We start from the raw sequence: 21,203 nt of genomic DNA on the forward strand, positions 1-21,203 counted from the left end.
GGAGATAAGGAACATGAGCGAGAAACTTACCGCAAAGCAGGCTGCCGAACAGCTGCTTTACAAGCCGGAGTACGCTGCCGACAAGAGCGCCGACGTGAAGGAGAAGGCTGCAGCCTTTGCCGAAGGCTACAAAGCCTTCCTGAACGCTGCCAAGACCGAGCGCGAAGCTGCCGCCGCCAGCGAAAAGCTGCTGCTGGAGGCCGGTTACGAAAAGTTTGAACCGAAAAAGACCTATGCCCCCGGCCAGAAGATCTACTTTGTGCAGGAGCACAAGGCGGTGGTGGCCGCTACCATCGGCCGGAAATCTTTTGAGGAGGGCTTCCGTCTGGTGATCGCCCACATCGACAGCCCCCGTCTGGACCTGCGCCCGAACCCGCTGTACGAAGCAGACCACCTCAGCTACTTCAAGACCCACTATTACGGCGGCATCCGCAAGTACCAGTGGGGCACCATGCCGCTGGCCATCCACGGCGTGTTCACCCGTGCTGATGGCTCCAACGTGTCCTTTGCAGTGGGTGAGGACGAGAATGACCCCGTGTTCTGCATCACCGATCTGCTGCCCCATCTGGGTGCCGAGCAGAACGACCGCAAGCTCAGCGAGGGCATCAAGGCCGAAGAGCTGAACGTGCTCATCGGCTCCGACGCTGTGGAGGATGCCGACATCAAGGAGGCCGTCAAGCTGAACACCCTGATGCTGCTGCACGAAAAGTACGGCATCACCGAGCGGGACTTCACCCGCGCCGAGATCGAGGTGGTGCCCGCCCATAAGGCCCGGGACGTGGGCTTTGACCGCTCCATGGTGGGCGGCTACGGTCACGATGACCGGGTGGACGCATACCCCGCCCTTATGGCCGAGATCGAGACGAAAGATCCTGTGCACACCACCGTCTGCGTGCTGACCGATAAGGAAGAGATCGGCTCCGACGGTGTGACCGGCATGCAGAGCATGTATGTGTTCCACTTTATGCAGCTGCTGTGCCGCGCCGCCGGTCAGGACGACATCCTTGCCTTCCAGAACAGCGTGTGTCTCTCCGCCGATGTGACCGCCGCCTACGACCCCTCCTGGGCAAATGCCTTCGAGCCGCAGAACGGTACTTACGCAGGCCGCGGCGTGGCCTTCTTCAAGTACACCGGCAGCCGCGGCAAGAGCTCTGCCAGCGATGCTTCCGCTGAGCTGGTAGGGGATATCACCCGCCTGCTGGACGCCAACGGCGTGGCATGGCAGATCGGTGAGCTGGGCCGTCTGGACCTTGGCGGCGGCGGCACCATTGCCAAGTACGTGGCCAACCGCGGCATCCCGGTGCTGGACATCGGTGTGCCGGTGCTGTCCATGCACTCGCCCTTCGAGGTCATCCATAAGACCGACCTGTACATGGCCTACCGCACCTTCTCGCTGTTCTGCCAGAACGCGGAATAAAGATTTAGCCCCGGATCGCCCGCAGCCGCAGGTTTTCCGGGGCTTTTTTGAAAAAACTTGACCTTCAAGTGTCTTTAAGGTGTAATGTGAGTGCGGAGGTGAAGCAAATGAACATCAAACAGGCTTCGAAACAGAGCGGGGTGTCTGCCCCCAATATCCGCTTCTATGAAAAAGAAGGACTTCTGAATCCCGCCCGGCTGCCCGGCAACGATTACCGCGACTACACAGAACAGGATATCCGCGCCCTCCGGTTCATCCGGATGCTGCGGATGCTGGATGTGCCGCTTCCGGTCATCCGGTCCGTGCTTGCAGGCGATGCACCGCTGGGGAGTGTCCTGCGGGAGCAACAGACCGCACTGGAACAGCGCGCAAAGCAGCTGGAAGGGGCGGCGCGTTTTTGTGCAGAACTGGCCCGGCAGGACCCGTCTGTGGCATCACTGGATGTGGACGCCTGCCTGTCCCGGATGGAGGACCCTGCGCAGCCGCAGAACTTTTTCTGCGGCTGGGTGCAGGATTACCGCACGCTGGCGCAGGTGCAGCATCAGAAACACTTTTTCTTTATCCCGCAGGGCAGCATCAACACGCCGCAGGAGTTTGCCGCGGCCTTGCAGGCGTATGCAGAGGAACACGGGATGCAGCTCAGCCTGACAAAAGAAGGAATGTACCCGGAATTTTCGCTGGATGGGATCCTATACAAAGCCTACCGCAACCCGGGCAAGTACCGCGATGAGATCTGCTGTGATGCTGCATCTCCGGAACAGCTGAACACCGGGCTGCCGTCCCGGCGGGAGCGACAGCTGCAGGTCCTGCGCATCCTTCTGCCCGCAGCGTTCACCTTTGCCGCCATTCTGGCGGCAGGCTGGGTGGCGACCGGCGGAGCGGACTGGCTCTGGCTGGCAGCACTGGCAGCGGCAGGGGTCCTGCTTGGCCGCGGCTTTGAACACCGCCTGTAACCGGGCTGGTCTGCTCAGTTCAGCGGCAGCGCTTCGGCCACCGTCAGGAAGGTGTAACCGTTGTCTGCATACCACCGGATGATGTCGGGCAGCGCCTCGGCGGTGGTGCGGGTGGTGGCGGAATCGTGCATCAGAACGATGCAGTTCGTCTGCTGCCCGGTCTCGTGCACCACATTGCGGTAAATGGTGCCCGCGCTTGGGTGCCCGCCCACGGCATCCTCGGCGCACACGTTCCAGTCCACCCAATGCCAGCCTTTCTGCTCTACTTCGGCTTTCAGCTGCTTCATCAGGCCTTTGCCGCCGTAGCGCCGACTGACGGTGTTGGTGCTGCCGCCCGGAAACCGTAGATACCGGATGCTCTCGGCATCCACATAGGGCGCAATGCGCTCCTTTAAAAGGGCAATGTCCTCCCAATAAGCGTCGCTGCTGCGGTAGATATCGCTGTACTCGTGGGAAGCAGAGTGTAGTGCGATCTGGTGCCCGGCGCTGACCGCTTCGGTGAGCAGGGGCAGATACTTCTCGTTGTAACCGGTAGCCACCACAAAAAATGTGGCGTGCACTCCGGCCGCGTTCAGCGCGCTGAGCACATCCGGTGTGGTCTTGCTGGGGCCGTCGTCAAAGGTCAGGCAGACCCACTTTTCCGGCAGCGGCTGGGCAGCAGGCTCCTGCTGCTCCTGTGCCAGAGCCGAAACGGCGGGGGAGAGCATCGAAGTGTCCGGTGCCGGGGTAAGATCCTGCGCCTGACATCCGGTGACGACCGGCGGCGCAGCAGATACAAACCCCATAATGAGGGCAAACAGCATCACGGCCGCAACTCTGGCCCGCCTGCGCCGTGCGAGATATTCTGCAAGCTTCAAGAGCAAAACCTCCTTTGTCTGTTTGGTTTGCTCTTATCAGAATATGAACGACGGCGGATTCTATGAAAAAAATCAGCCCACCCTCTGCCGTTTATCCAGCCGCATCTTGTCAGCTATCATCGCAATGAACTCGCTGTTGGTGGGTTTTCCGCGCAGGTTATGGATGGTATAGCCGAAGTAGCTGTTGAGAGTGTCCACATCGCCCCGGTCCCATGCCACCTCGATGGCGTGGCGGATGGCGCGCTCCACCCGGCTGGCGGTGGTGCCGTTTTTCTTGGCGATTTCCGGGTACAGACGCTTGGTCACAGCGTTGATATACTCCGGCTCGTTCATGGTGAGCAGGATGGCATCCCGCAGGAACTGGTAGCCCTTGATATGGGCAGGGACGCCGATCTGATGCAGGATCTCGGTAACGGTCAGCTCATCGCTGTCCACACTGGTGTGCAGGATGTGCTTTTCCGGGCCAAGTGCCGCCTTGAGCACCCGTGCGGCAAGCACGGTCTCATCAAAGGGCTTTACAAAGTAGTAGGCAAAGCCTTCGTCCAGCAGCTCCTGTACCATCTCTTCGCTCTGGAAGGCACCGGTCACGAAGAAGGAGGTGTGCCGCTCACCGGCGGCATTGTAGCGCTGCTTTACCGCAAGGGCATCCAGACCGGGCATAAAAGCATCCAGCAGGACCACCTGCGGGCGCACGGTGAGCATTTTCTGCAGGACCTTGTTGCCGTCCTTTTCCACAACGGTCACGTCCACGCCCTTCTGCTCCAGCGCTTCGCGGCAGGCGGCAGTGAACGGGGCACCAGTATCCGACATCAAAAATCTAACTTTGTCCATGGTTGTTTCCTCCAATGTGTGCAGTTCCCTTAACACCATGGATTTTACCATAATTTTCCAGAACTTTCAACGGTTTATATTGGTAAATTTTGGCAAAGAAAATCGAAATGCGCAAATTTTTTTGCAGATCAGCTTTATGGCTGCGCAGCATCGTCTGTTTTTTCAACAGCGCGGGCCTGCTTGAGCATGGTCTGAGCAAAAATGCCGTAGCCCCGCGTGGGGTCGTTTACCAGCACATGGGTCACTGCACCCACCAGTCTGCCGTTCTGCAGGATGGGACTGCCGCTCATGCCCTGCACGATGCCGCCGGTTTTGGCAAGCAGCTGCCGGTCGGTCACGCGCAGGATCATGTTGCGGTGGGGGTCTGCGTCGTTTACCTTTTCAATGCGGATGCGGTATGCCTTGGGCACCTCGCCGTCCACAGTCGTCCAGATCTCGGCATCGCCCGGCACAACCTCCTGCGCAAAAGCCATCTCCAGCTCCGGGCCGGAAAATGCAGCCCGTGTTCTGCCATAGACCCCGGTCTTGCTGTTGATGCAGATGCTGCCAAGCGCATGGGTGCTCAGAAAGCGGCCCTTCAGCTCACCGGGGCTGCCCACGGTGCCGCTGGTACACCCCACGATCTGGCAGGGGACGATCTCGCCGCTGCGCAGGGCCACGCTCTCACCGGTGTCGCTGTCGCTGATGGGGTGGCCAAGCCCGGCAAACACCCCGGCGGCATTGTCCACAAAGGTCATGGTGCCTACCCCGGCGGAAGAATCCCGCACCCACATCCCGGCGCGCCACTGCCCGGCGGTGCTGTCCCACACGGGGGTCAGCCGGGTCTGGAATTGCTCACCATTGCGGATGTAGACCACCTGCACCGGCGCGCCTGCGGCCGTTTCCAGAGCATCGTGCACGGCATCGTTCGTCTCGGTCAGGGTGTCGTCCATGCGCACCACCCGGTCGCCCAGCCGCAGCCCGGCCTTCTTGGCGGGGTTCGCGGTGCCGTCCGGGGTGTTCAGGTCGGAAAAGCCCACAATGAGCGCACCCTCGGAGAACATCTTAACGCCGAAAGGCGTACCGCACACGGTTACCACCGGACGTGTTTCCACCAGAGCGCGCACAGTCTTGACGGGCAGCCACCCGCCAATGGACAAAGTGGCCTGATAGCTGCCCGCAGCCTGCGTGCTGGCCGCGTTGCGGGAGCCAGCGGTGCGCAGCGGCTGCACATAGGCAAAACGGGGCAGGGTAAGGGTCTGGCCGGGTTCCAGCAAAATTTCAGCAGGCAGACTGTGCCACAGCCAGCCCAGCACCGCCAGCGCGGCCACCAGAAGATAAGCTGCCGCAATGCTGCCAGCGCGGCGTAGTTTTGATCTGCGCATCGGCAAAAAGCCCCTTTCCGCCATGGAAAATGATACGATCGTCCGGCGATAGTATGCGCTGTGAAGGGCGGAAATATCAATGCAGTGATTGACTTTTGCCGCCGGAACTGATACTATATTAAGGCGGTTTGGCCGCAGCTGCAGAATAGAAGAATACGCGGGTATGGTGGAATTGGCAGACGCGCAGGATTTAGGTTCCTGTGCCGCAAGGCGTGTGGGTTCGACCCCCACTACCCGCATACAAAGAAAAGCGCGTTGGCTCGTACAGAACCAGCGTGTTTTTTCTTATCATGGTAACACTTTTGGTAACACTATTAAGTTTTCAGACTGCTCTCACCAGCGCATTATACAACATCTCAATGAACTGTACCGCGCTGGGCGCACCGGTCAGCGGATAGCCTGCCAGCTGCTGCACATACTCCGGGTTTGTGAGCCATGCACCTTTAGCTGCCCGGCGTACAGCGCTTTGAATCGCTTTTGGCTCACATCTTCTGCGGTCGGCGATAGGGGTATAGATATCTTTCTCAACGGCCTGCAGGCGGTCTTCCTGCTCACAGACCAGCTCAAGACACTGGCACAGGATACTGTAGGCGCTCAGATTACGTGTAATGCCCATCGGGCGCAGCAAATCATTGACCTGAGTGGACAATTCGGAAACGATCATAGTTGACACATCCTTTCTATGCGTCAACTCTAACCGAAAAATACTTAAAATTTACCAATTACGTCGATATACGTCGTAAAGCGTCGAAACACGCCAAACAAAAACAGCCCCGAGGAACCGTCAGGCTCACCGGGGCTGTTGCTATACTATGATTTTGTTGGCGTTAACATTTTCGTGATGCCGCGAAAACATCACATATAGGTCTTTTGACTGCGCACCTGAGCTTCGATCATCGGCTTCAGGTAGCTGTCGAGGTCGCCGAAGGTCTCCTTGATGAACGTGATGGTCTCCTGCGTCAGGGCTTTCTTCGCTGCAGCCAGTGCGCGGTTGTAGGCAATGCGCTGCGCAGCCTCGTCGAACTTGTCCTGCTCCTTCAGGGCATCAACATAGGTCTGGTTGACGTACTGGACAGCGTTAAACACCGCGGTGGCGGCATTCTGGAGACAGGTCTGCGCAAACTTGTTGTTGATGTAACCGTTTGCAATGCTGACACCTTTGTTCAGGCCCCAGCCGAAAATGACGGTCATTGCGGGGATGCAGGCAGTGAGTGCGACTTTCAGAAATTCATTCATAAGAGCTTATCCTTTCTGCTCGGTTTCCGAGCGCTGCTTTAAAATGTCCACGGCCTTGGTGATCGCTTCCGGGATGGGCAGTCCCATCAAGCCCGCGTTTTCGATGATGGAAATGGTCTCGTTACAGATAAAGCCGATCACAACGGCATCCCTCACAAAGGTGGAACCCATCACGGCATCCAGCCTGCAGGCCACCAGCACGATCAGCAGCGTTTCGCCCTTGCGGCACAGGCCTTTCCACCCGGCGCGGGATTCCAGTGTGCCGTCTTTGCTCTTCGGGCTGGCGTGGAAAACCCCGGCGACCACAAGCCCCGTGATGTAATCGACTGCCATGAACAGGATCAGCGTCGAAAGTGCCGCATCCCATCCGCCGAATTGACTTGCGATCAGACTGCCGATTACTCCAACCATGGTGCAAACTCCATTCTTCACTACATCACCCATCTGCTTTTTACCTCCCGCACATCGACGTGGACAAAACCGTCCGCGTGGTATCGTCCAATGCCTCCCTTGCCGGGAAGCAGTGTTTCGACGTAGGCCGCCAGCGTGTCCACTGACACGCCAGCGATCCAGATGTCAGCCGCCTTGCCATAAAGGTGCTGGCTGTACTTGGCCGCCTTCTTCTGCTTGGCGTTGTGGCTGGCAGTGCGGAAAGCACTGTTGATGTTCACAGCCTTGCCGAAGTGATCCCGGATTTTTTGCAGTAGAGCCACAAGCTCGTCATCAATAAAGATTGGGTCGCTGCCGTCTTTGCACTTGAACTCCCGGACGTGGAAGTTCTTGCTCAGAGCCTTGCTCCCATCCTTCGCATAGGAATAGGCTTTAATCGCCATTGTTGTTTTCTCCTTTCTGGCTCAATGCCATTTGCAGCCGCTCGACCCACACTCAGCCACCAGCACTGCAAATTCGCCGCGCTCTGCGGTCGTGTCCGCACCACTGGTTTCCAGCCGGGTCATCAGCCTTTCGCACAAATCAGGCCAGCCCATCGGTTAGTCCCGCTCCTTCTGCTTTGCGGCCAGCAGGCCGGTCAGTTCCGTGTAGTGCCCATCGGTCAGCTTGCCAGCAGCGTAGAAGATATCGATCTTCTCAGCCAGACCGTCGATGGTGCCGCGCTGGATCATGCGCTTGCAGGTACGATACAGAACCATTTCAGATGATTTAGACATAATGTTTTTCCTCCCTATCAGGTGTTATCAGCGTTATCGGTGTCGTCCGTATCGGAGACACCCAGTTCCAACATGGTGATGCGATACTCCTGATCGACCACCATTTCGTCCGTGTCGCTCTGTGCAGCTTTCAGGGCCGTCACCGTTTCCGGCAGCTGTTCCAGCTCCTGCTGCTTCTTGGCTGCAGCTTCTTTTTCTGCCCGGGTGGGCAGGCTGCATTTTTTCCAGATAATCATGTGAATCCCTCCTTACTGGAATGCGCCGCTGACGGCTTCGATGTAGCCACCCTCGCCGGATTCGCCGCGCTCCACGCTGACGCGGAAGTTAAACGCCGCGCCGTTGGTGGTGGTCTTATTCTCAAAGACGATGTTCACGCCTTTTTTTACCTCGGTCGTGGCATCCTGCCAGACCGGGGCCGCGTCCTTGGCGTTGTTCGTGACCTCTGCCTTGAACACAGCGTCATCGGGAATGCTGCCCGTCACCTGAAGCACGGCAACGGTAATGTCGCCCTCAACGGCCAGCGGTTCAGCCAGCGTCACGCTTGCGGCGTGGACGGCCTTGGTAAAGGTCGCGGACGTGCTGACGGTTTCCTTGCCGTCGCTCACCTCAACGGTGATGGTGTGGTTGCCGTTCAGGATTTTCTGGAATCCGGCAGCGCTGGCCGTCTGCTCAAAGGTCAGGGCCGTGCCGCTGGCAACGCCGGTGCGGGTCTTGGTGGTCTTGCCGTCCAGCTTTTCGGTGACGGTCAAGGTGTCGCCGTCGGCATCCCTGACGGTGTACTTCCACGCAAAGGCCGCGTTCTTCTGCCCCAGAGCTGCGCCGTCCGTGCTGACGGTAGGTGCAGTGTTGACACTGACCGTGCCATCGTCAGAGACCACGAGTGTAGAGGGAAGAATGAAAGCGGGGCGAACACCATAGGAGTCGTCGTACCAGTTGTAGTAGGAGCCATCCGAATTGACGTACCAGACGCCGTAGGTGTTGTTGGTGACCGGAGAGCGCAGCCACCAGACGGCAGCGTCGCTGCCATTGTATGCAATACGCTTGCTGTTACCGCCGGAGCTGTTGCCAAAGTATGCCAGCCTCACACCGTCCTTCGGGAAATAGCCGTTGTCGCTGGTCGTCCAACCAACCTCATAACCAGACAGCAGGAACACTTTGGTGCTCAGGCCGTTGGAGCCGGTGGCAAGGCTGCCGCCGGAACCAGTGCCGTTCTGGTACGGGATTCTCACCTGCTTAATAGCCGCCCGGATGTTGCTGTCGATGAGGTTGTAGAACGTTCCGTTCAGGTATGTGTGGATGCTGGAATCCTTGTAGGAGTTATTGTTGCCGAACGTGGATGTGGTGTAGATGTCCTTCATCAGCAGCCACGTTCCATTGCAACTCGAATCATAGGTGCTGGTGTTCGGGTTGCCCTGCTGCACGACAATAAAATCTTTGGACGCGCCGTTGACCTTGATTTTGACAATGCTGCCAACGGCCTTTGCGCCTAATCTTACATTTGCCATAAAAATTCACCTCCTTACTCAAAATTCAATCCTTGACAGATCGGCGTTCCACACACCTGTCACGGTCAAGCCGTCCAGCGACTCAAAGGTGACGGAGAACGGATTTGCCGTTACGTCGGTCGCGATCTTCAATTGAAGGATATCGATATCCGCCTGCATCTTTGCAGCGGCGATGCGCAAGTCTTTGTGAGACTCCGGGGACAGGTCGTGCTCCTGAATCCGCTCTTCGACAAACAGCTGCAAGCTCTGCATCTCAGCGCTCAGATTGATCACGATCTCCGCATCCCGGGAGATCACGATCACCACAGTGAAAACGAACTCAAACTCCTGATCGGTGGAAGCCGCCGGGATCTCGACACCGCGGTCATCCTGCACGAGGAGCAGGAGCGTATCTTCTGCCGCCCCGGTCTGCCGCCCGAAGAGGGCAATCTGATGCAGGGTGTAGGTATCCTCCGCGCCGGTAATGCGAATCTTCACGCGGCGGGCAGCGCTGCCGTTTTCTTCAACAGACTTGATGCCCAGCAGCTCAAGCGCATGCCGCTCGCCGGTGACGTCGGTCTGCGCGTGGAGCACAGCGGCATTTGCAAGACCGCTTCCTCCGACAGCCTGCGTAATCGTGAGCTGCTTGCCCGATACGGCATCCATCAGCAGCTCAATGCCGGCATCGGTATAAGCCAGCGTTTCCCAACTCATTGCGTGTCCTCCTTTTTGATTTCAGGCATCCGCACCGATGCAAGGATGCTTGTGCCGCAGGGTGCGGCGGCAATGTAGGCATATGCTTCTACGGGGTCACAGAACAGATACATTCCGAACACGATATTCGCAGGCTTGATCTGGTTTACCATGTGGATCAGTTCTTCGCGGTGAAGCTTATCTTCAACGTGAGTGCCGATGGTCAGCAGGTAAGCCGGATAATCCACGCGGCATGTCCACCGGCCAACGCCCAGTAACGTGTCGAGCTGTTGGTACAGAAATGCAAGTGTAAAGGGTGGGCGGGTGCACAAACGCGACAGAATGCGCTGCCGTCGAAAACTCAGCGTTTCGGTCAAAGGCTTTGCCCGGATATGCAGGACTTGTTCCCATTTCTGCACAGAATCCACATCCATGGTCTGGACAAAAAAGTTCTTCCCGATGACCCGTACACTATCAGCTGTCCGGGAAAATTGTGCTTTTTCAGCGTCACAGACCTGCTGGTATTCCGCAATTTCCCGGTAAAAAGGCGGCAAAAGGGAATGCAGGTCATGGTTCAGGTCAAGTTCCATGTAGTTCCACCTTCCCCAGCACCGGAACCTGCTGCAAAGCACCGGTCTGCTGCAGCGCCATGTCCGCAGCAATCCCATTGAGCGTCAGAGCCGAAACATTGACGACCCCATCAAGAGAGATGAGCGCGGCAAGGACACGAGCAAGATACACCTCTGCCGAGTAGGCAATGGCCGTACTGCTGATATTGACATCCCAGTTTTTACGAATCTGCAGCAGGTAGTCACTGACAGCGTCCTGCGCAGGCTGCTGTACGGTTTCAAGTTCGTGTCCGGATGCAAGGGTCAGCGTGGCAGAAATGTCTACAGGCACTGTCTTCGGCGCTGTGACGGTCACCTGCGCACCGATGGGCGCAAGCCCAAGGCCAAGCCCCTGACCGGGCGGGGGATCGATGGCATTCTGTACCATCTGCACAAGATCACTGGACGCAGGAAGAAAGTCGGCTCCCAAGATGGAGCAGCACACCGTGCCGCCACCATCCCACACGGGGTAGACCTGCACAGCGCCCACGCCGTCTATCGCTTCGATCTCCTCAACGTACTGTGCCACGTTTCCACCAAAGCTGCGGCTGTTCAGACGTTCAATGATTCTCGCGCGGAAAGGCTCATCCTCTTCGGTGTTTTCGCCGGGAATCAGAAGATCCGTCAACTGAGCGCTGTTCAATCCTTCAATGGAATCAATCGGCAGAATGGGGCCGGAGTATCGGTTGCCGATATCACCGGCAGTCTCAGCCTGCAGACGGTAGGCGCTTCCCTCCGTAATGGTGGAGATGACCACAAAATTGATACTCTCAGTGCCATTGATCGTTGAAAATCGCGCACCGATCGGAACTTCACAGTCAAAGATGCCGACCTTTACAGCGGCGGAAGCCTGCTTGCGGGTGATACCGGCCAGCACTGCCAGAAGATCCAGCGAATCGCCGGAGGCTGTCTGGACGAACGCCTGTTTCTGCACAAGGTCGAGGCTCAGATAAAAGCCCTCAAGCACGTAGGCTGCCGGGCCTACCGCGGTCTGGATAGGGCTGGTATCACGCTTGTCGTAGGTGTCGGGCACAAGGGAAAGCATGTGATCGAGAATGTTTTTATAGGTTGCAGCTGAAAAATCCTGCATCAGAATTTCACCTCCGTTCCGGTCTCAACATCGCCATAGACTGTTTCGACGGTAAAACTTACCGTCAGGTTTTGCCCATTGATGCTGTATTCGTAGTTTTTTAGGCCAATAATGCGGTCGTCTGCCAGCAGCGCATCCTGCAGACGGCGCTGCAGTTCTGTGGCAACATAACCGGCATCCTGTCCGACCAGCCCTTCCCATTGCATACCGCTTGCCGGCTGGTAGATCTGCCAACGATAGCGCTCTACGTTCAGGATGATCTCAACTGCCTGCTTTACGGCATCATAGCCGTCGCATGTTCCGGCGATACGTCCAGCTGCACGGTCGATCTTCCATGTCAGGGAAGGCTGAGCGACAAACTCAACGCCGCCCGATAAATCGATGCTGTTTTCCGGCAATACGGCCATTTAATCACCACCTTCATATACACGAGATAACACGACGAACTTCTGGCCACGCTGCACACGCAGAAGAAGCACCTTGTCACCGGCTTTCAGGGCAGGGTTGAGGATGATATATTTCTTATCCTTGCTCAGTGAAAGGACTTTTCCATTCTCCCAGCCTTTGATGTTCTCGCTCTGTACAGAGCTGTCTGCGCCCCCTGAGAGCAGGGAATAACCAGTGTAAGGCTCCGATGGGCCGCCTGTGCTGCCGTGAACACCAGCGTGTATATGGGGCATGGCGTGCCGGTGTTTCAGCAGCGGGATCTTCTTTTCAATGACCGGCTCTGCAAGGTAGAGAATATCCTGCCGCAGTGTAGCCATTTCCGTGTTGATGGAGATTTCCAGCACATCATCATCGGGCGGGGCCTTTACCACGGTGCCGATCTGCAGATCGGTGGGCTGGTCAACGTCTCCGGCAACCCGGTTCAGCTGCAAAAGTGCTTCCACGATGTCCAAAAGATTTCCCTCCCTTACAGAGCTTTTGCTTCCAGTTCCATGGTGTGCAGATCGTTTTCCCACGTATGAGAGACCTTTTCCAGCATGACATACTTGCGGAACGGGTCGCCGTCAAGATCATTGATATTGACCAGAAGAAGCTGTCCCGCCCGCAGGCTATTGACACCCAGCGAGGTGAATTTGAGTTGCTGCAGAACGCGATTGTAATACTCCAGACTGACCTTTGCCTGCTCCTTGACCTGTGCGTCTGTGGCCGCTTCGTCCACCTTTTGATAGAGCTGCAGCAAGCCCCAGCGGGCAATGGTGTCCGAATCCTTTCGGATAAAAACATCGGACTTGCCGGTCTCCTTGTTCGGACGCACCAGCTTGATGCTGTTGTAGGTCTGGGAGTCAATGGACGTGTTGTAGCTGTAGTTGGTCATCAGGCTCTTTTCGCCGATGATGTAGTCGCTCTTCATATCAGCTGCAGAGCGCAGAGCAACACCATCTCCAGAATCGTAAAAAACAAAGACCGTGCCGGTATTCAGCAAGGTCTTCTGGATGGCAGTATTGATGATGTCGATGCAGCTTTTATCCTGCATCACGAGGGAGGGGAGTTTGTAGCCGGTATCGGCCAGCGTGCCCACATCTACCTGCAGGTCTTCACAGATCTGCTTGATAATGTCGGCGGCGCTCTGGGCATAAAATGTGTAGCTGTTATTTGCTTTCAGGTAGCGCAGCCGGTCATAGCAGACCACATCCACAGGCCCCCAACGGTCCTGCCCGCGGCTGAATACCCATCCATAAAACTGCAGTTCTCCATCTGCGGAAAACCGTACAACGTCGCCCTCTTCGATTTTGGATTGCGGCGTGCGAAGATAGGTGAAGGTAAGCTTGCCGGGATTCCCGGTGCGCTGGGTGATCCAGCTTGCGGTTGTTACGCTGTTAGTGAGGTTTAGCAGGTCTCCGGGCGTTTTGCGGCCCACGATCAGTTCATAGCTCACCGGTTCACCTCCGTGAGGTCAGAAGCGGACATCCAGCCGAATACCACCCCGGAAAGATCCTGCACGCAATACGGATGCGGGTTTGTGCGGGATACGATGCGCCGTACCTGCACCTGCTGGCCGCTGAGCGTGCCGGCAGGTGTTGGTGCAGTGCTGGTGCTGTAATATTTCCCGTTTGCCTTACGCTGGGCACCCACATAGAGTTTGCTGCTTTGGATGCTGCGTGCTGGAGTAAGGATCACTTTTACAGCACTGACAGTAGACGTTGCGACAGCAGCGGCAGAAAGCGCCCGCGTGACAGTGTTTAGCGCAGAGGATGCCGTAGTGGCTGCAGGCGAGAAGTTTCCGCTGCTGCCCTGCAGAACAGCCTTCTGCGGTGAAAAGTCCTTGTATTCAGTAATGGTCAGGTCAAAGTAAAAGTCGCCGGTCTCGCCGCCGCGCTCCTCGGTCTTGAAACTGGTAACAAGGCACTCAAAACCCATGCCGCCACCCAGAAACGGGGTGCCGTTCTCATAATAGCGCACCGGCGTATAGACGATGGGCCTTTTCTGATCCATTGCGCTCTTGAAAAACGTAATGTACACCGATGGCGGTAAAAACACGGCCGCGCTCATCCATGGGAGCCTGCGTCCGGGAAACAGACCGGAGATCGTTACCTTGCGCAGCTTTGGCGTGCGCGGCTGCATGACAGGGCCAAGGCCAAGCACATTATACTCGCCATTGTCGGATTCTTTGGTCTCCGGAAGCTTTTCCGGGTTGATGGGCAGGGACAGCACGGTGCTGTCCCGTGAAAAATAAATGCGGTAAAGGCTCGGCATACATTCTCCTTAATTGACCGCAACGACACTGCCACTCTGCACGCGCTCCATAATGAGGTCGCCCAGAAGATCGGCAAGGCTCTGGCGGTCGGCTTCAGTGTTTCCGGTGTTCTGGCCTTGAACAGTAATGACCGGGGCCTGCGAGGTGAGGTTGATGTTGTTCACGAATTTACGTTCCGCAATATCAACCATCATCTTGAGCTGCTCATCTGAAAGATCAACCGTTTTTGCGATCTTACCGGTGTTGTTCTTAATTGCGCCAACATTATTCAGCAGGGAATTGACATCTGCTGCCTGAGGAACGCCCAGATCGCCAAGACCGCCCGGCCCGAACAGGTTGCCAAGGCTGAGGTTGGAACCCCAATCATATCCTCTGGTGTAGGCGCTTCCGAGATCCATGTTCTCCCACGGCTTCACATACTCGGTATAGCCGCTGTTCTGGATCTCATCGCTCCGTTTTTTGGCAAGATCGGTGATCCAGCCGCCCAGGCCGCTGGTCAGATCGACCGTCACGCCGGGGATCATGTTGATAAGCCCCTCAACAGCGGACGCAATATTCTGCATATACTGCAAAACGGTGATTGCCATATCATAGAACAGAACTTTCACAGCTGCGACCGGGTTCGTGAACACATTGCCCACAAAGTTTGCAAACATGGCAAATCCATTCTGCAGGGGAACCAGAACACTGTTGAACACGAATGCACCCATCACAGCAAATGCGCCCGTAATGATACCTGTAGCGGAAACGCTTGTGCCTGCAAAGTGGTTCATCACAGCAACACTTGCATACAGGGCAGCTACCAGCACCAGAACGGCGGCAGCGGCCAGTGCGGCCGGGTTTGCGGCCATGACGGCATTGAGAAATGCCTGTGCGGCAGCGGCTTTCTCAGAAGCAAATGCCAGAATGTTCGTCCAGTTGGCGGCAATCAGCAGCACACCAAAAGCGGTTCCCAGAGAAATCACAATTGGGACAACCGTCTGGATGTTGTTCGCTACCCAGTTGATGGCTGACAGCAGCGGGTCAAGGGCACGGATGGCAGCGTTGGAAGCCACCGTCCAAACCTGCGCCCAAGTCATGGGGGTTTTTGCAAATTCAGCGTTGGTCTCTGCTGCGGCTGCAAACATGGCGTTTTTTACAATGGCGGCGGTGATCTGCCCCTGTGCACCCATTTCGCGCAGCTTGCCCATATCCACCTGCAGATAGTCCGCAATGGATCTTGCAATGGCCGGTGCCTGTTCCATGACGCTGTTCAGTTCATCGCCGCGCAGCACGCCGGACGCAAGGCCCTGTTCCATCTGAAGAATTGCAGCCTGCGCAGCTTGCCCGGATGCGCCAGAGAGCGCAAGCTGTTTGTTCAGCTGTTCTGCAAACTGCACGATCTCCTTCGTGTTGTCAAATGCGCTGCCCGCCATAGTACCCAACTGTGAAACCAGCCCCATGGTGTCCATAAAATTGCCGCGGGAACGCTGCGCGGACTGGTAGATCATCGTTTCCAACTGCTGCGTGGTCTGCAGGCCATCGTTCATACGGTCAAGCCGGGCGCGGGTAGAAACCAAGCTGTCTGAAAGGTCTACGGCTCTTTTCAGCCCCTGAATACTGAGGTAAGAAGCAGCAAGCCGTTTCACAGCGCTTGCCAGAGCATCAGCGGAAGACGTGGCCGCTTTCTGATTGTCCGAAAGTTCTTTGGTGCTTTTGGATGCTTTTTCAGCGGCATCGGCCTGTTCTCGGATAGCGGCGGCTTCTTTTTCCACCGCAGCCTGCGTTTCACGGGCTTTTCCGGTAAGGATGCCGGTTTGTGTACCCAGCGCTTCCACCTTCAAACGCAGGCGTTCGTTCTGGGTCTCAAGCTGTTTGTACGCAGCGGTGCCCGCTTCACCGGCAGCGCGCATGGCATCCAGCTGCTGAGCACTGGCTTCAAAGGCCGCAGTTGCCTTAGCAGAAGCAAGCTCTGTGCTCCGCAGTGCGGATTCATAGCTTTTCAGCTGGCGCTGTGCAGCGGTGGTTGCAGAAGCCGCATTCTTCGCGACTGTGATATACCCGGCCAGCGGATTGGAAGCCTGATCGTCCAGAATGAACCTTGAATGGATATCAGCCACTGTGTCCAGCCTCCTTCATCTGTCGGGATTCTTTTAAGCGCTTTTCCATTGTACGCAAAGCAAATGCCCGGACCAGAGCCTTTTCACGCTCCGGCAGGGCATCGTATTGACCGGGGGACCAGCCGAGATTGTCAAAACAGTAGTAAGCTGTCAGAACATCAATATCCCAGAGGTCCCCGGCGATCAGTTTTTTGCTTCTTCGTCCGGGCCTTCATCCAATCCGGACAGTTCGTTGATGGCGGTGATGAGTTTGAGAAACTCACCGGCCAGCAGCATCTTGCCGGGGACCTGGACAGGATCTTTGGTGTTATAGTTTTCGCACAGCTCAGCGCTGTGAAAGTCGGGGAATACCGTTGCAGCCACGATCATGCGGCTGGAATATTCGTTGGCATCCATCTCGTCCTGCCACTGCTGGCCTACCTTTTTCTTGCGGGTGGATGCCTTGAGCAGGGAAGAATTTTCTTCCTGGGTCAGGGCGCGGATCTTAAACGGAACAGGTTTGCCATCTGCGCCGAGAAAGCGCTTGGAAATGACAAGCTCCTTTTCTTCCGTAGGAACAGCGGGATGCAGAAATGCGGAAAGTGCGCTCATAAAGAATACCTCCTATCAGTTGCCCAGATTGACCGGGTCGGAAAATGCTTTCAGACGGTTTACCTTGGTGTAGCTGAAATTGAAGTCATAGTTCAGCATTGCTTCGTCGTCGTTCAGGATGGACAGCGGAATCTCACCGGTCAGCATACAGCCATAATAGCCCATGACCTGATCGCCCACGCTGGCCGTGGGGTCGTTGTTGGTGATGGTGATATCAAAGGTTTCCATTACACCAGTGTTGATATACTGCAGCAGCATATCGGTGAACAGGTTGCTGCCGTTGGAACCAAAGTAGACATTGCCGGTGCCGGTCTGCGTGACACCATTGGCCTTTTTCTGCACCGTGCGGGTGCCGATGGTCTTCATGTCCGAGGTCTGAATGCCAGCCACAGTCTTGATGTTTTTCATGCCGCAGATCTCTGTGATGCGGCCATCACGAGTGACGGTGATTTTGCCTTCGGCACCGTTCAGGGTGTCCTGTGCAAGCAAATACATTAAAATCCCTCCTTACGACACATCCAGCGTGATGTAGATCTTGTTGGTGCTGCCCACGGCTTCGATCGCCAGCGTGATAAGCACCGCGTCCTTGGCATCGCCCTTCTCAACGGTGACATCGGTTTCGCCATCAAAGTTCTGGATGCCACCGGATGCCTGCAGCTGGGTCAGGTACTTCACGACGGCGCTCTTGTACTCCATGCGGCCCGCATCGGTGTTGTCCACAATGCCCACATAGTTCTTGGAGAACTGAGAATACAGGTCGTTGGCGATGGTGTTGCACAGCCGCATGGTACGGTTGTAGCGGTACACCTCGCCGATCTCCGAAGTGTAGGTGACCAGAGAATTGATATCATACTCCACGCGGACTGTACCATCATCGGCATTCAGGACGAACTTGCCGGAATTGATGGCATCCACGTACTGGCTGTGGGTCAGCCGGGGAGAGATGTCCACAGCATTGGGATAGACGGCGTTGGTCAGATCCTGTCCGTAGGTGGCGGCAGCCAGTGCGCCGCCTGCCCACCAGCACACCTGCTGCGGGGTCAGGGTTGTGCCATCGTCCAGCACAACGCCGGTGTCCACGTTGACGATATAGCGGGTGTCAGGATTGGTGCTGCCGGATTCCACCAGCTGAGAATAGCGGCCCGTCTCGGTATTGACCCGCTTGATGAAGCTTTCCATCGCGGTACGCGCCGTGTTGTCCGCGCCATCGTAGATCAGCACATCGAACTTGTAGGGCTCAATGGCGGTCAGGAATGCGCTGTAAGCCGAAGCTGCTACCACGCCGTCCTCTCCGCCGGTCAGGGCAGTTCCGACATTGGCAGTCAGAGCGCCGGTGCCGCTCCAGTCCACCCAGCTGTTTGCAGCCAGTTCTTCCACCGTCTTGGCGGTCTGCTGGTCTTTGATCTCACCATCCACTACAGTTGAGACCTCAAAGCTGCCTTCCGGCGAGGAAAGCGCCGTCACAACGACGGAGATATCGTTCCCGCGTACGCCCACATACTTTGCGGTAGCGGTCAGCGGCGCGATCTCCATGGTGGCTTTTACGGCACCACTGGCCGTGGGACGGTACAGCAGTACCTTGCGGGGCGCTGCCGTGCGGTTGGTGCCCTTGAAGATCTCGGTCAGAAACCGGTTTTCCGGCGCAGTAATATCATAACCGGTGTACACGGTCATGTCGGCACCGGCATCGATCTCAATCACTTTGGCCGTCGGACCCCAATGCAGAGGTTCACAGAGCGCAGCAATGCCGCGGTCGCCGACGGTCAGATCCTGTTTGTTCTTCGACCGGAAGCGAAAGTAAACGCCCGGCCGGACTTTGTTTTGTACGGTAAAGGTTCCACCTGCTGCCATAGCGGGTCACTCCTTCCAAAAATCTTTCACAGCGGCCTGCGCCTCTGCGAGGGTGTAATACGGTTTGTTCAGTACCGCAGCCAGAAAGTCCGGCTGATATCTCGCAAAACGCGGGTCCTTCAGCAGAACTTCACGGCGATACTGGGTTTCTTTTTCTTTCATTTATCCACCTTCTGATCGATGCTCAGGGTCTGCATCTTTACAGCATCTTCGGGCTTTTCCACAAAAATACGCAGCTCGAATTTGTAATGCAAACCGTCGGAATCAATGTCTGTCTTGCGGTCATAGGCCCGCAGCAGGGCGGTGTCTGTACCATCGGTATAGGGAAACACCTCCATGCAGAGGTCTAAGGTTTCTGCGGCGGAACTGTACTGCTGCTGCAGGTCAGGCAGGTTGTAATCCAGCAGATAGGTCAGGTCTACGCCGATGGTGCGCAGCCAGCGCCCACCCGGGTGCGGTTTGATGTTGGAATACCGCTGCTGCAGGAACATGCAGGGCGGTTCTACACCCTGCTGGGCGGGATCTTCAAGCATCTGCACACCGGGCAGGACAGGCGCGAGATGTGCCGCCAGCGAACGTGCAATGGTGGTAACTGTAAAGTTCATCTCAGAATCCTTTCCAGCTCTCTTCCGGTTCTTTCCAGTTCCGCCTGCAGCGTTTCTTCGTAAGCCTGCTGGGCAGCATCGGTCATGTGCAAGCCTTCCACGTACTGCGTTTGGGTGCCCACCATGATGCCCACCTCATCTTTACGGCTGGGGTCATATTCCAGCAGGCCGAAAGCAGGGTTCACATACAGGCCGGGCACAAAATGTTTGTCCATCCGGTGGCCGTCATTCACAAAAGAAGCATATTCTTTGTTATTATTCAGCTCGGTGACATACTGCCCGGCCTGCTGCTCCGGGATGATCTTGCTGTCCGTGGCCCAATGCTGCTTCAGTTCACCGGTGCGGGTGTTGATGCCGCTCAGGCTGTCTGCTGTGGGCGGGGTCTTTTCCTGTGCGGCTTCCACTGCGCGGATGGTGGCGTTCTTCGCGGCAACAGAAATCATATCCGGCAGAACTTTTTGAGCTGCTTCCAGTTTTTGAATGTATTCATCCAGCGTCATTTCACACGCTCCTGCTTCAACAGTGTGATCTCCTGATGGGCCAGCCCCGGCATGACCGCACCGAAGGGTTCATAATAGCGCTCCGGTGTGTCTGCAAAATAGCGCTCGTCCGGCGCAGTATAACCCAGCTTTGCACCTCTGTGGATCACCAGCTCATCTCCGGGCTTGATATCCACTTCGATGCCGCAGGCCAGCTTATCGGTCTGGGTGATGCTGGCAGCAGTCTGGTTCATCTGCAGCCCGCTGGTCTTTGTCTGATAGACCCGGCAGGCAACACCGGAAAGCACCTTCCTGCGTTCCATGTGGGTCAGGCTGTTCTCGGTCACTTTCTCATTGCGGAACACATCTGCCGTGTCGGTGTACCAGTCCGTCCAGTCCATCCTTCATCACCTCAGATCACATAACTGCCCGCAAGCCCGATGAACCGGGCGCGGTTGGCCAGCATCTGGCCGTAAGTGGTAGCATTCAGGTCGCCCCAGTCCTCAGTGCCTGCGGTCAGGGCGGAGGTGTCGTAGGTCACAGAACTGTCGCCCAGTGTGGCGGATTTCACCACGCCCACCAGTGCACCGGAAGCTGCAGCCTGCGCAGGCGTTGCGCTGCTTTCAGCAAAGGTGCGCAGCTGCAGGGTCACGTAATGTGCCACATACAGCCCCACGGCGTAGTGCCAGCTGTACAGCCATTTGTCCGGCTGTACGCTGACATTGGCCATGCGCACGATCTCATTCAGCAGAGCATCCGGCAGGTGACACTTGCCGTCGGCATTGCAGAACTGCGGATATTCTTCCTTGAACTGCTCAGCGGTGTAATTTCCGACGCTGCCGCCGAGGTTCGCCGCCTGCTGGCGGACTCCACCAAACTGTGCACCGTAGATCATGCCGTTCTCCTTACTCTGCCGCAGCAGGCTCTGCGGGCTTCTCCTCAGCCTTGGCCCTGCGGGTCTTTACCGGCTTTTCAGCTGCAGCCTGAATGTCCTTATCGCGGTGTTCGGTGGCAACGATCTTACCATCGGCCGCCAGTGCCTTAAAATAGGCCGTCTCCGCGGCCCAGTCGGGGACGGTGGCAAAACCATCCTTTTTCAGCACGACCGGTGCAACACCGGGTGCAGGGCTGGGAATGATGATGTTGCGCTTTGCGAGGATGAACATGATGCTTCTCCT

Annotated in this window: 30 protein-coding genes and 1 tRNA gene; 3 read left to right on the plus strand and 28 right to left on the minus strand. The window is 56.8% G+C overall.

From position 1 onward, the window contains the following. Positions 1 to 13: 13 nt before the first annotated feature. Together ACGHP1_RS06640 and ACGHP1_RS06645 are read left to right on the plus strand one after the other, a co-directional pair. Positions 14 to 1,417, plus strand: a complete 1,404-nt coding sequence (locus ACGHP1_RS06640) for an aminopeptidase (protein WP_390508516.1) — start codon at positions 14 to 16, stop codon at positions 1,415 to 1,417. Positions 1,418 to 1,524: 107 nt separating this feature from the next. Continuing rightward, complete coding sequence (locus ACGHP1_RS06645) at positions 1,525 to 2,370, plus strand: MerR family transcriptional regulator (RefSeq protein ID WP_390508518.1); 846 nt, start codon at positions 1,525 to 1,527, stop codon at positions 2,368 to 2,370. Positions 2,371 to 2,384: 14 nt separating this feature from the next. On the opposite strand, the gene ACGHP1_RS06650 is transcribed toward ACGHP1_RS06645, so the two are convergent. From ACGHP1_RS06650 to spoIVB, 3 genes are all read right to left on the minus strand, one after another. Next, positions 2,385 to 3,227: a polysaccharide deacetylase family protein gene (locus tag ACGHP1_RS06650; RefSeq protein ID WP_390508520.1), complete on the minus strand. Its 843-nt coding sequence runs from the start codon at positions 3,225 to 3,227 to the stop codon at positions 2,385 to 2,387. Positions 3,228 to 3,299: 72 nt separating this feature from the next. Then, positions 3,300 to 4,058: a sporulation transcription factor Spo0A gene (spo0A, locus tag ACGHP1_RS06655; RefSeq protein WP_044953592.1), complete on the minus strand. Its 759-nt coding sequence runs from the start codon at positions 4,056 to 4,058 to the stop codon at positions 3,300 to 3,302. A 134-nt stretch (positions 4,059 to 4,192) separates the two neighbouring features. Continuing rightward, positions 4,193 to 5,422 (minus strand): SpoIVB peptidase, encoded by a 1,230-nt coding sequence (gene spoIVB, locus ACGHP1_RS06660; RefSeq protein ID WP_154255437.1) that lies wholly within the window; start codon positions 5,420 to 5,422, stop codon positions 4,193 to 4,195. A 157-nt stretch (positions 5,423 to 5,579) separates the two neighbouring features. Here spoIVB and ACGHP1_RS06665 point away from each other — a divergent pair. Then, positions 5,580 to 5,661: transfer RNA gene (locus ACGHP1_RS06665), tRNA-Leu, on the plus strand. A gap of 83 nt (positions 5,662 to 5,744) precedes the next feature. On the opposite strand, the gene ACGHP1_RS06670 is transcribed toward ACGHP1_RS06665, so the two are convergent. From ACGHP1_RS06670 to ACGHP1_RS06790, 25 genes are all read right to left on the minus strand, one after another. Next, positions 5,745 to 6,086, minus strand: coding sequence for a sporulation initiation factor Spo0A C-terminal domain-containing protein (locus ACGHP1_RS06670; protein WP_120120044.1), 342 nt, complete (start codon positions 6,084 to 6,086; stop codon positions 5,745 to 5,747). 191 nt (positions 6,087 to 6,277) lie between these two features. Further along, the gene (locus ACGHP1_RS06675) at positions 6,278 to 6,658 is read right to left on the minus strand and encodes a hypothetical protein (protein ID WP_390508523.1); all 381 of its coding nucleotides are present in this window, start codon (positions 6,656 to 6,658) and stop codon (positions 6,278 to 6,280) included. A 6-nt stretch (positions 6,659 to 6,664) separates the two neighbouring features. Next, complete coding sequence (locus tag ACGHP1_RS06680) at positions 6,665 to 7,069, minus strand: holin family protein (protein WP_390508525.1); 405 nt, start codon at positions 7,067 to 7,069, stop codon at positions 6,665 to 6,667. Between the two features lie 20 nt (positions 7,070 to 7,089). Then, on the minus strand, positions 7,090 to 7,491 hold the full coding sequence (locus ACGHP1_RS06685; protein ID WP_371290627.1) for a YcbK family protein: 402 nt from the start codon (positions 7,489 to 7,491) through the stop codon (positions 7,090 to 7,092). A 21-nt stretch (positions 7,492 to 7,512) separates the two neighbouring features. Further along, complete coding sequence (locus tag ACGHP1_RS06690; RefSeq protein ID WP_371290628.1) at positions 7,513 to 7,644, minus strand: hypothetical protein; 132 nt, start codon at positions 7,642 to 7,644, stop codon at positions 7,513 to 7,515. A 3-nt stretch (positions 7,645 to 7,647) separates the two neighbouring features. Further along, the gene (locus tag ACGHP1_RS06695) at positions 7,648 to 7,824 is read right to left on the minus strand and encodes a hypothetical protein (RefSeq protein ID WP_371290629.1); all 177 of its coding nucleotides are present in this window, start codon (positions 7,822 to 7,824) and stop codon (positions 7,648 to 7,650) included. Positions 7,825 to 7,841: 17 nt separating this feature from the next. Further along, positions 7,842 to 8,060 carry a hypothetical protein gene (locus ACGHP1_RS06700; protein WP_371290630.1) on the minus strand — a complete coding sequence of 73 codons (219 nt, stop codon included), beginning with the start codon at positions 8,058 to 8,060 and terminating at the stop codon, positions 7,842 to 7,844. A 12-nt stretch (positions 8,061 to 8,072) separates the two neighbouring features. After that, positions 8,073 to 9,329, minus strand: coding sequence for a DUF6273 domain-containing protein (locus ACGHP1_RS06705; protein WP_390508529.1), 1,257 nt, complete (start codon positions 9,327 to 9,329; stop codon positions 8,073 to 8,075). Between the two features lie 18 nt (positions 9,330 to 9,347). Then, entirely contained in the window at positions 9,348 to 10,022 is a 675-nt protein-coding gene (locus ACGHP1_RS06710; RefSeq protein ID WP_338428520.1) for a hypothetical protein, read from the minus strand. After that, positions 10,019 to 10,591 (minus strand): putative phage tail protein, encoded by a 573-nt coding sequence (locus tag ACGHP1_RS06715; RefSeq protein ID WP_338428519.1) that lies wholly within the window; start codon positions 10,589 to 10,591, stop codon positions 10,019 to 10,021. The genes ACGHP1_RS06710 and ACGHP1_RS06715 overlap by 4 nt, the downstream gene beginning before the upstream one ends. Next, positions 10,581 to 11,699 carry a baseplate J/gp47 family protein gene (locus ACGHP1_RS06720; RefSeq protein WP_390508531.1) on the minus strand — a complete coding sequence of 373 codons (1,119 nt, stop codon included), beginning with the start codon at positions 11,697 to 11,699 and terminating at the stop codon, positions 10,581 to 10,583. Before ACGHP1_RS06720 ends, ACGHP1_RS06715 begins: the two co-directional genes overlap by 11 nt. Further along, positions 11,699 to 12,106 (minus strand): DUF2634 domain-containing protein, encoded by a 408-nt coding sequence (locus ACGHP1_RS06725; RefSeq protein ID WP_390508534.1) that lies wholly within the window; start codon positions 12,104 to 12,106, stop codon positions 11,699 to 11,701. The genes ACGHP1_RS06720 and ACGHP1_RS06725 overlap by 1 nt, the downstream gene beginning before the upstream one ends. Further along, a complete protein-coding gene (locus ACGHP1_RS06730; RefSeq protein WP_390509810.1) occupies positions 12,107 to 12,589 on the minus strand; it encodes a DUF2577 family protein in 483 nt (160 codons plus the stop codon). 23 nt (positions 12,590 to 12,612) lie between these two features. Next, on the minus strand, positions 12,613 to 13,581 hold the full coding sequence (locus ACGHP1_RS06735) for a hypothetical protein (RefSeq protein WP_338428516.1): 969 nt from the start codon (positions 13,579 to 13,581) through the stop codon (positions 12,613 to 12,615). Further along, positions 13,578 to 14,399, minus strand: coding sequence for a hypothetical protein (locus ACGHP1_RS06740; protein ID WP_390508536.1), 822 nt, complete (start codon positions 14,397 to 14,399; stop codon positions 13,578 to 13,580). Before ACGHP1_RS06740 ends, ACGHP1_RS06735 begins: the two co-directional genes overlap by 4 nt. A gap of 9 nt (positions 14,400 to 14,408) precedes the next feature. Beyond that, the gene (locus ACGHP1_RS06745) at positions 14,409 to 16,499 is read right to left on the minus strand and encodes a tape measure protein (RefSeq protein ID WP_390508538.1); all 2,091 of its coding nucleotides are present in this window, start codon (positions 16,497 to 16,499) and stop codon (positions 14,409 to 14,411) included. A gap of 183 nt (positions 16,500 to 16,682) precedes the next feature. After that, on the minus strand, positions 16,683 to 17,090 hold the full coding sequence (locus ACGHP1_RS06750) for a phage portal protein (protein ID WP_338428513.1): 408 nt from the start codon (positions 17,088 to 17,090) through the stop codon (positions 16,683 to 16,685). A 15-nt stretch (positions 17,091 to 17,105) separates the two neighbouring features. Next, a complete protein-coding gene (locus ACGHP1_RS06755; protein WP_390508540.1) occupies positions 17,106 to 17,585 on the minus strand; it encodes a phage tail tube protein in 480 nt (159 codons plus the stop codon). A 12-nt stretch (positions 17,586 to 17,597) separates the two neighbouring features. Beyond that, on the minus strand, positions 17,598 to 18,941 hold the full coding sequence (locus tag ACGHP1_RS06760) for a phage tail sheath subtilisin-like domain-containing protein (RefSeq protein ID WP_390508542.1): 1,344 nt from the start codon (positions 18,939 to 18,941) through the stop codon (positions 17,598 to 17,600). Positions 18,942 to 18,947: 6 nt separating this feature from the next. Beyond that, on the minus strand, positions 18,948 to 19,103 hold the full coding sequence (locus ACGHP1_RS06765) for a hypothetical protein (protein WP_338428510.1): 156 nt from the start codon (positions 19,101 to 19,103) through the stop codon (positions 18,948 to 18,950). Further along, positions 19,100 to 19,546, minus strand: a complete 447-nt coding sequence (locus tag ACGHP1_RS06770) for a DUF6838 family protein (protein ID WP_390508545.1) — start codon at positions 19,544 to 19,546, stop codon at positions 19,100 to 19,102. The genes ACGHP1_RS06765 and ACGHP1_RS06770 overlap by 4 nt, the downstream gene beginning before the upstream one ends. Further along, complete coding sequence (locus ACGHP1_RS06775) at positions 19,543 to 20,046, minus strand: HK97 gp10 family phage protein (RefSeq protein ID WP_390508547.1); 504 nt, start codon at positions 20,044 to 20,046, stop codon at positions 19,543 to 19,545. The genes ACGHP1_RS06770 and ACGHP1_RS06775 overlap by 4 nt, the downstream gene beginning before the upstream one ends. After that, positions 20,043 to 20,426 (minus strand): hypothetical protein, encoded by a 384-nt coding sequence (locus tag ACGHP1_RS06780; RefSeq protein WP_338428507.1) that lies wholly within the window; start codon positions 20,424 to 20,426, stop codon positions 20,043 to 20,045. The genes ACGHP1_RS06775 and ACGHP1_RS06780 overlap by 4 nt, the downstream gene beginning before the upstream one ends. 11 nt (positions 20,427 to 20,437) lie before the next feature. Next, positions 20,438 to 20,920, minus strand: coding sequence for a DUF4054 domain-containing protein (locus ACGHP1_RS06785; RefSeq protein WP_346352600.1), 483 nt, complete (start codon positions 20,918 to 20,920; stop codon positions 20,438 to 20,440). A gap of 10 nt (positions 20,921 to 20,930) precedes the next feature. Beyond that, positions 20,931 to 21,191, minus strand: a complete 261-nt coding sequence (locus ACGHP1_RS06790; RefSeq protein ID WP_338428505.1) for a hypothetical protein — start codon at positions 21,189 to 21,191, stop codon at positions 20,931 to 20,933. Positions 21,192 to 21,203: the final 12 nt, after the last annotated feature.

The sequence above is a fragment of the Faecalibacterium sp. i21-0019-B1 genome (genome assembly GCF_042852915.1).
GTDB lineage: Bacteria > Bacillota > Clostridia > Oscillospirales > Ruminococcaceae > Faecalibacterium > Faecalibacterium taiwanense.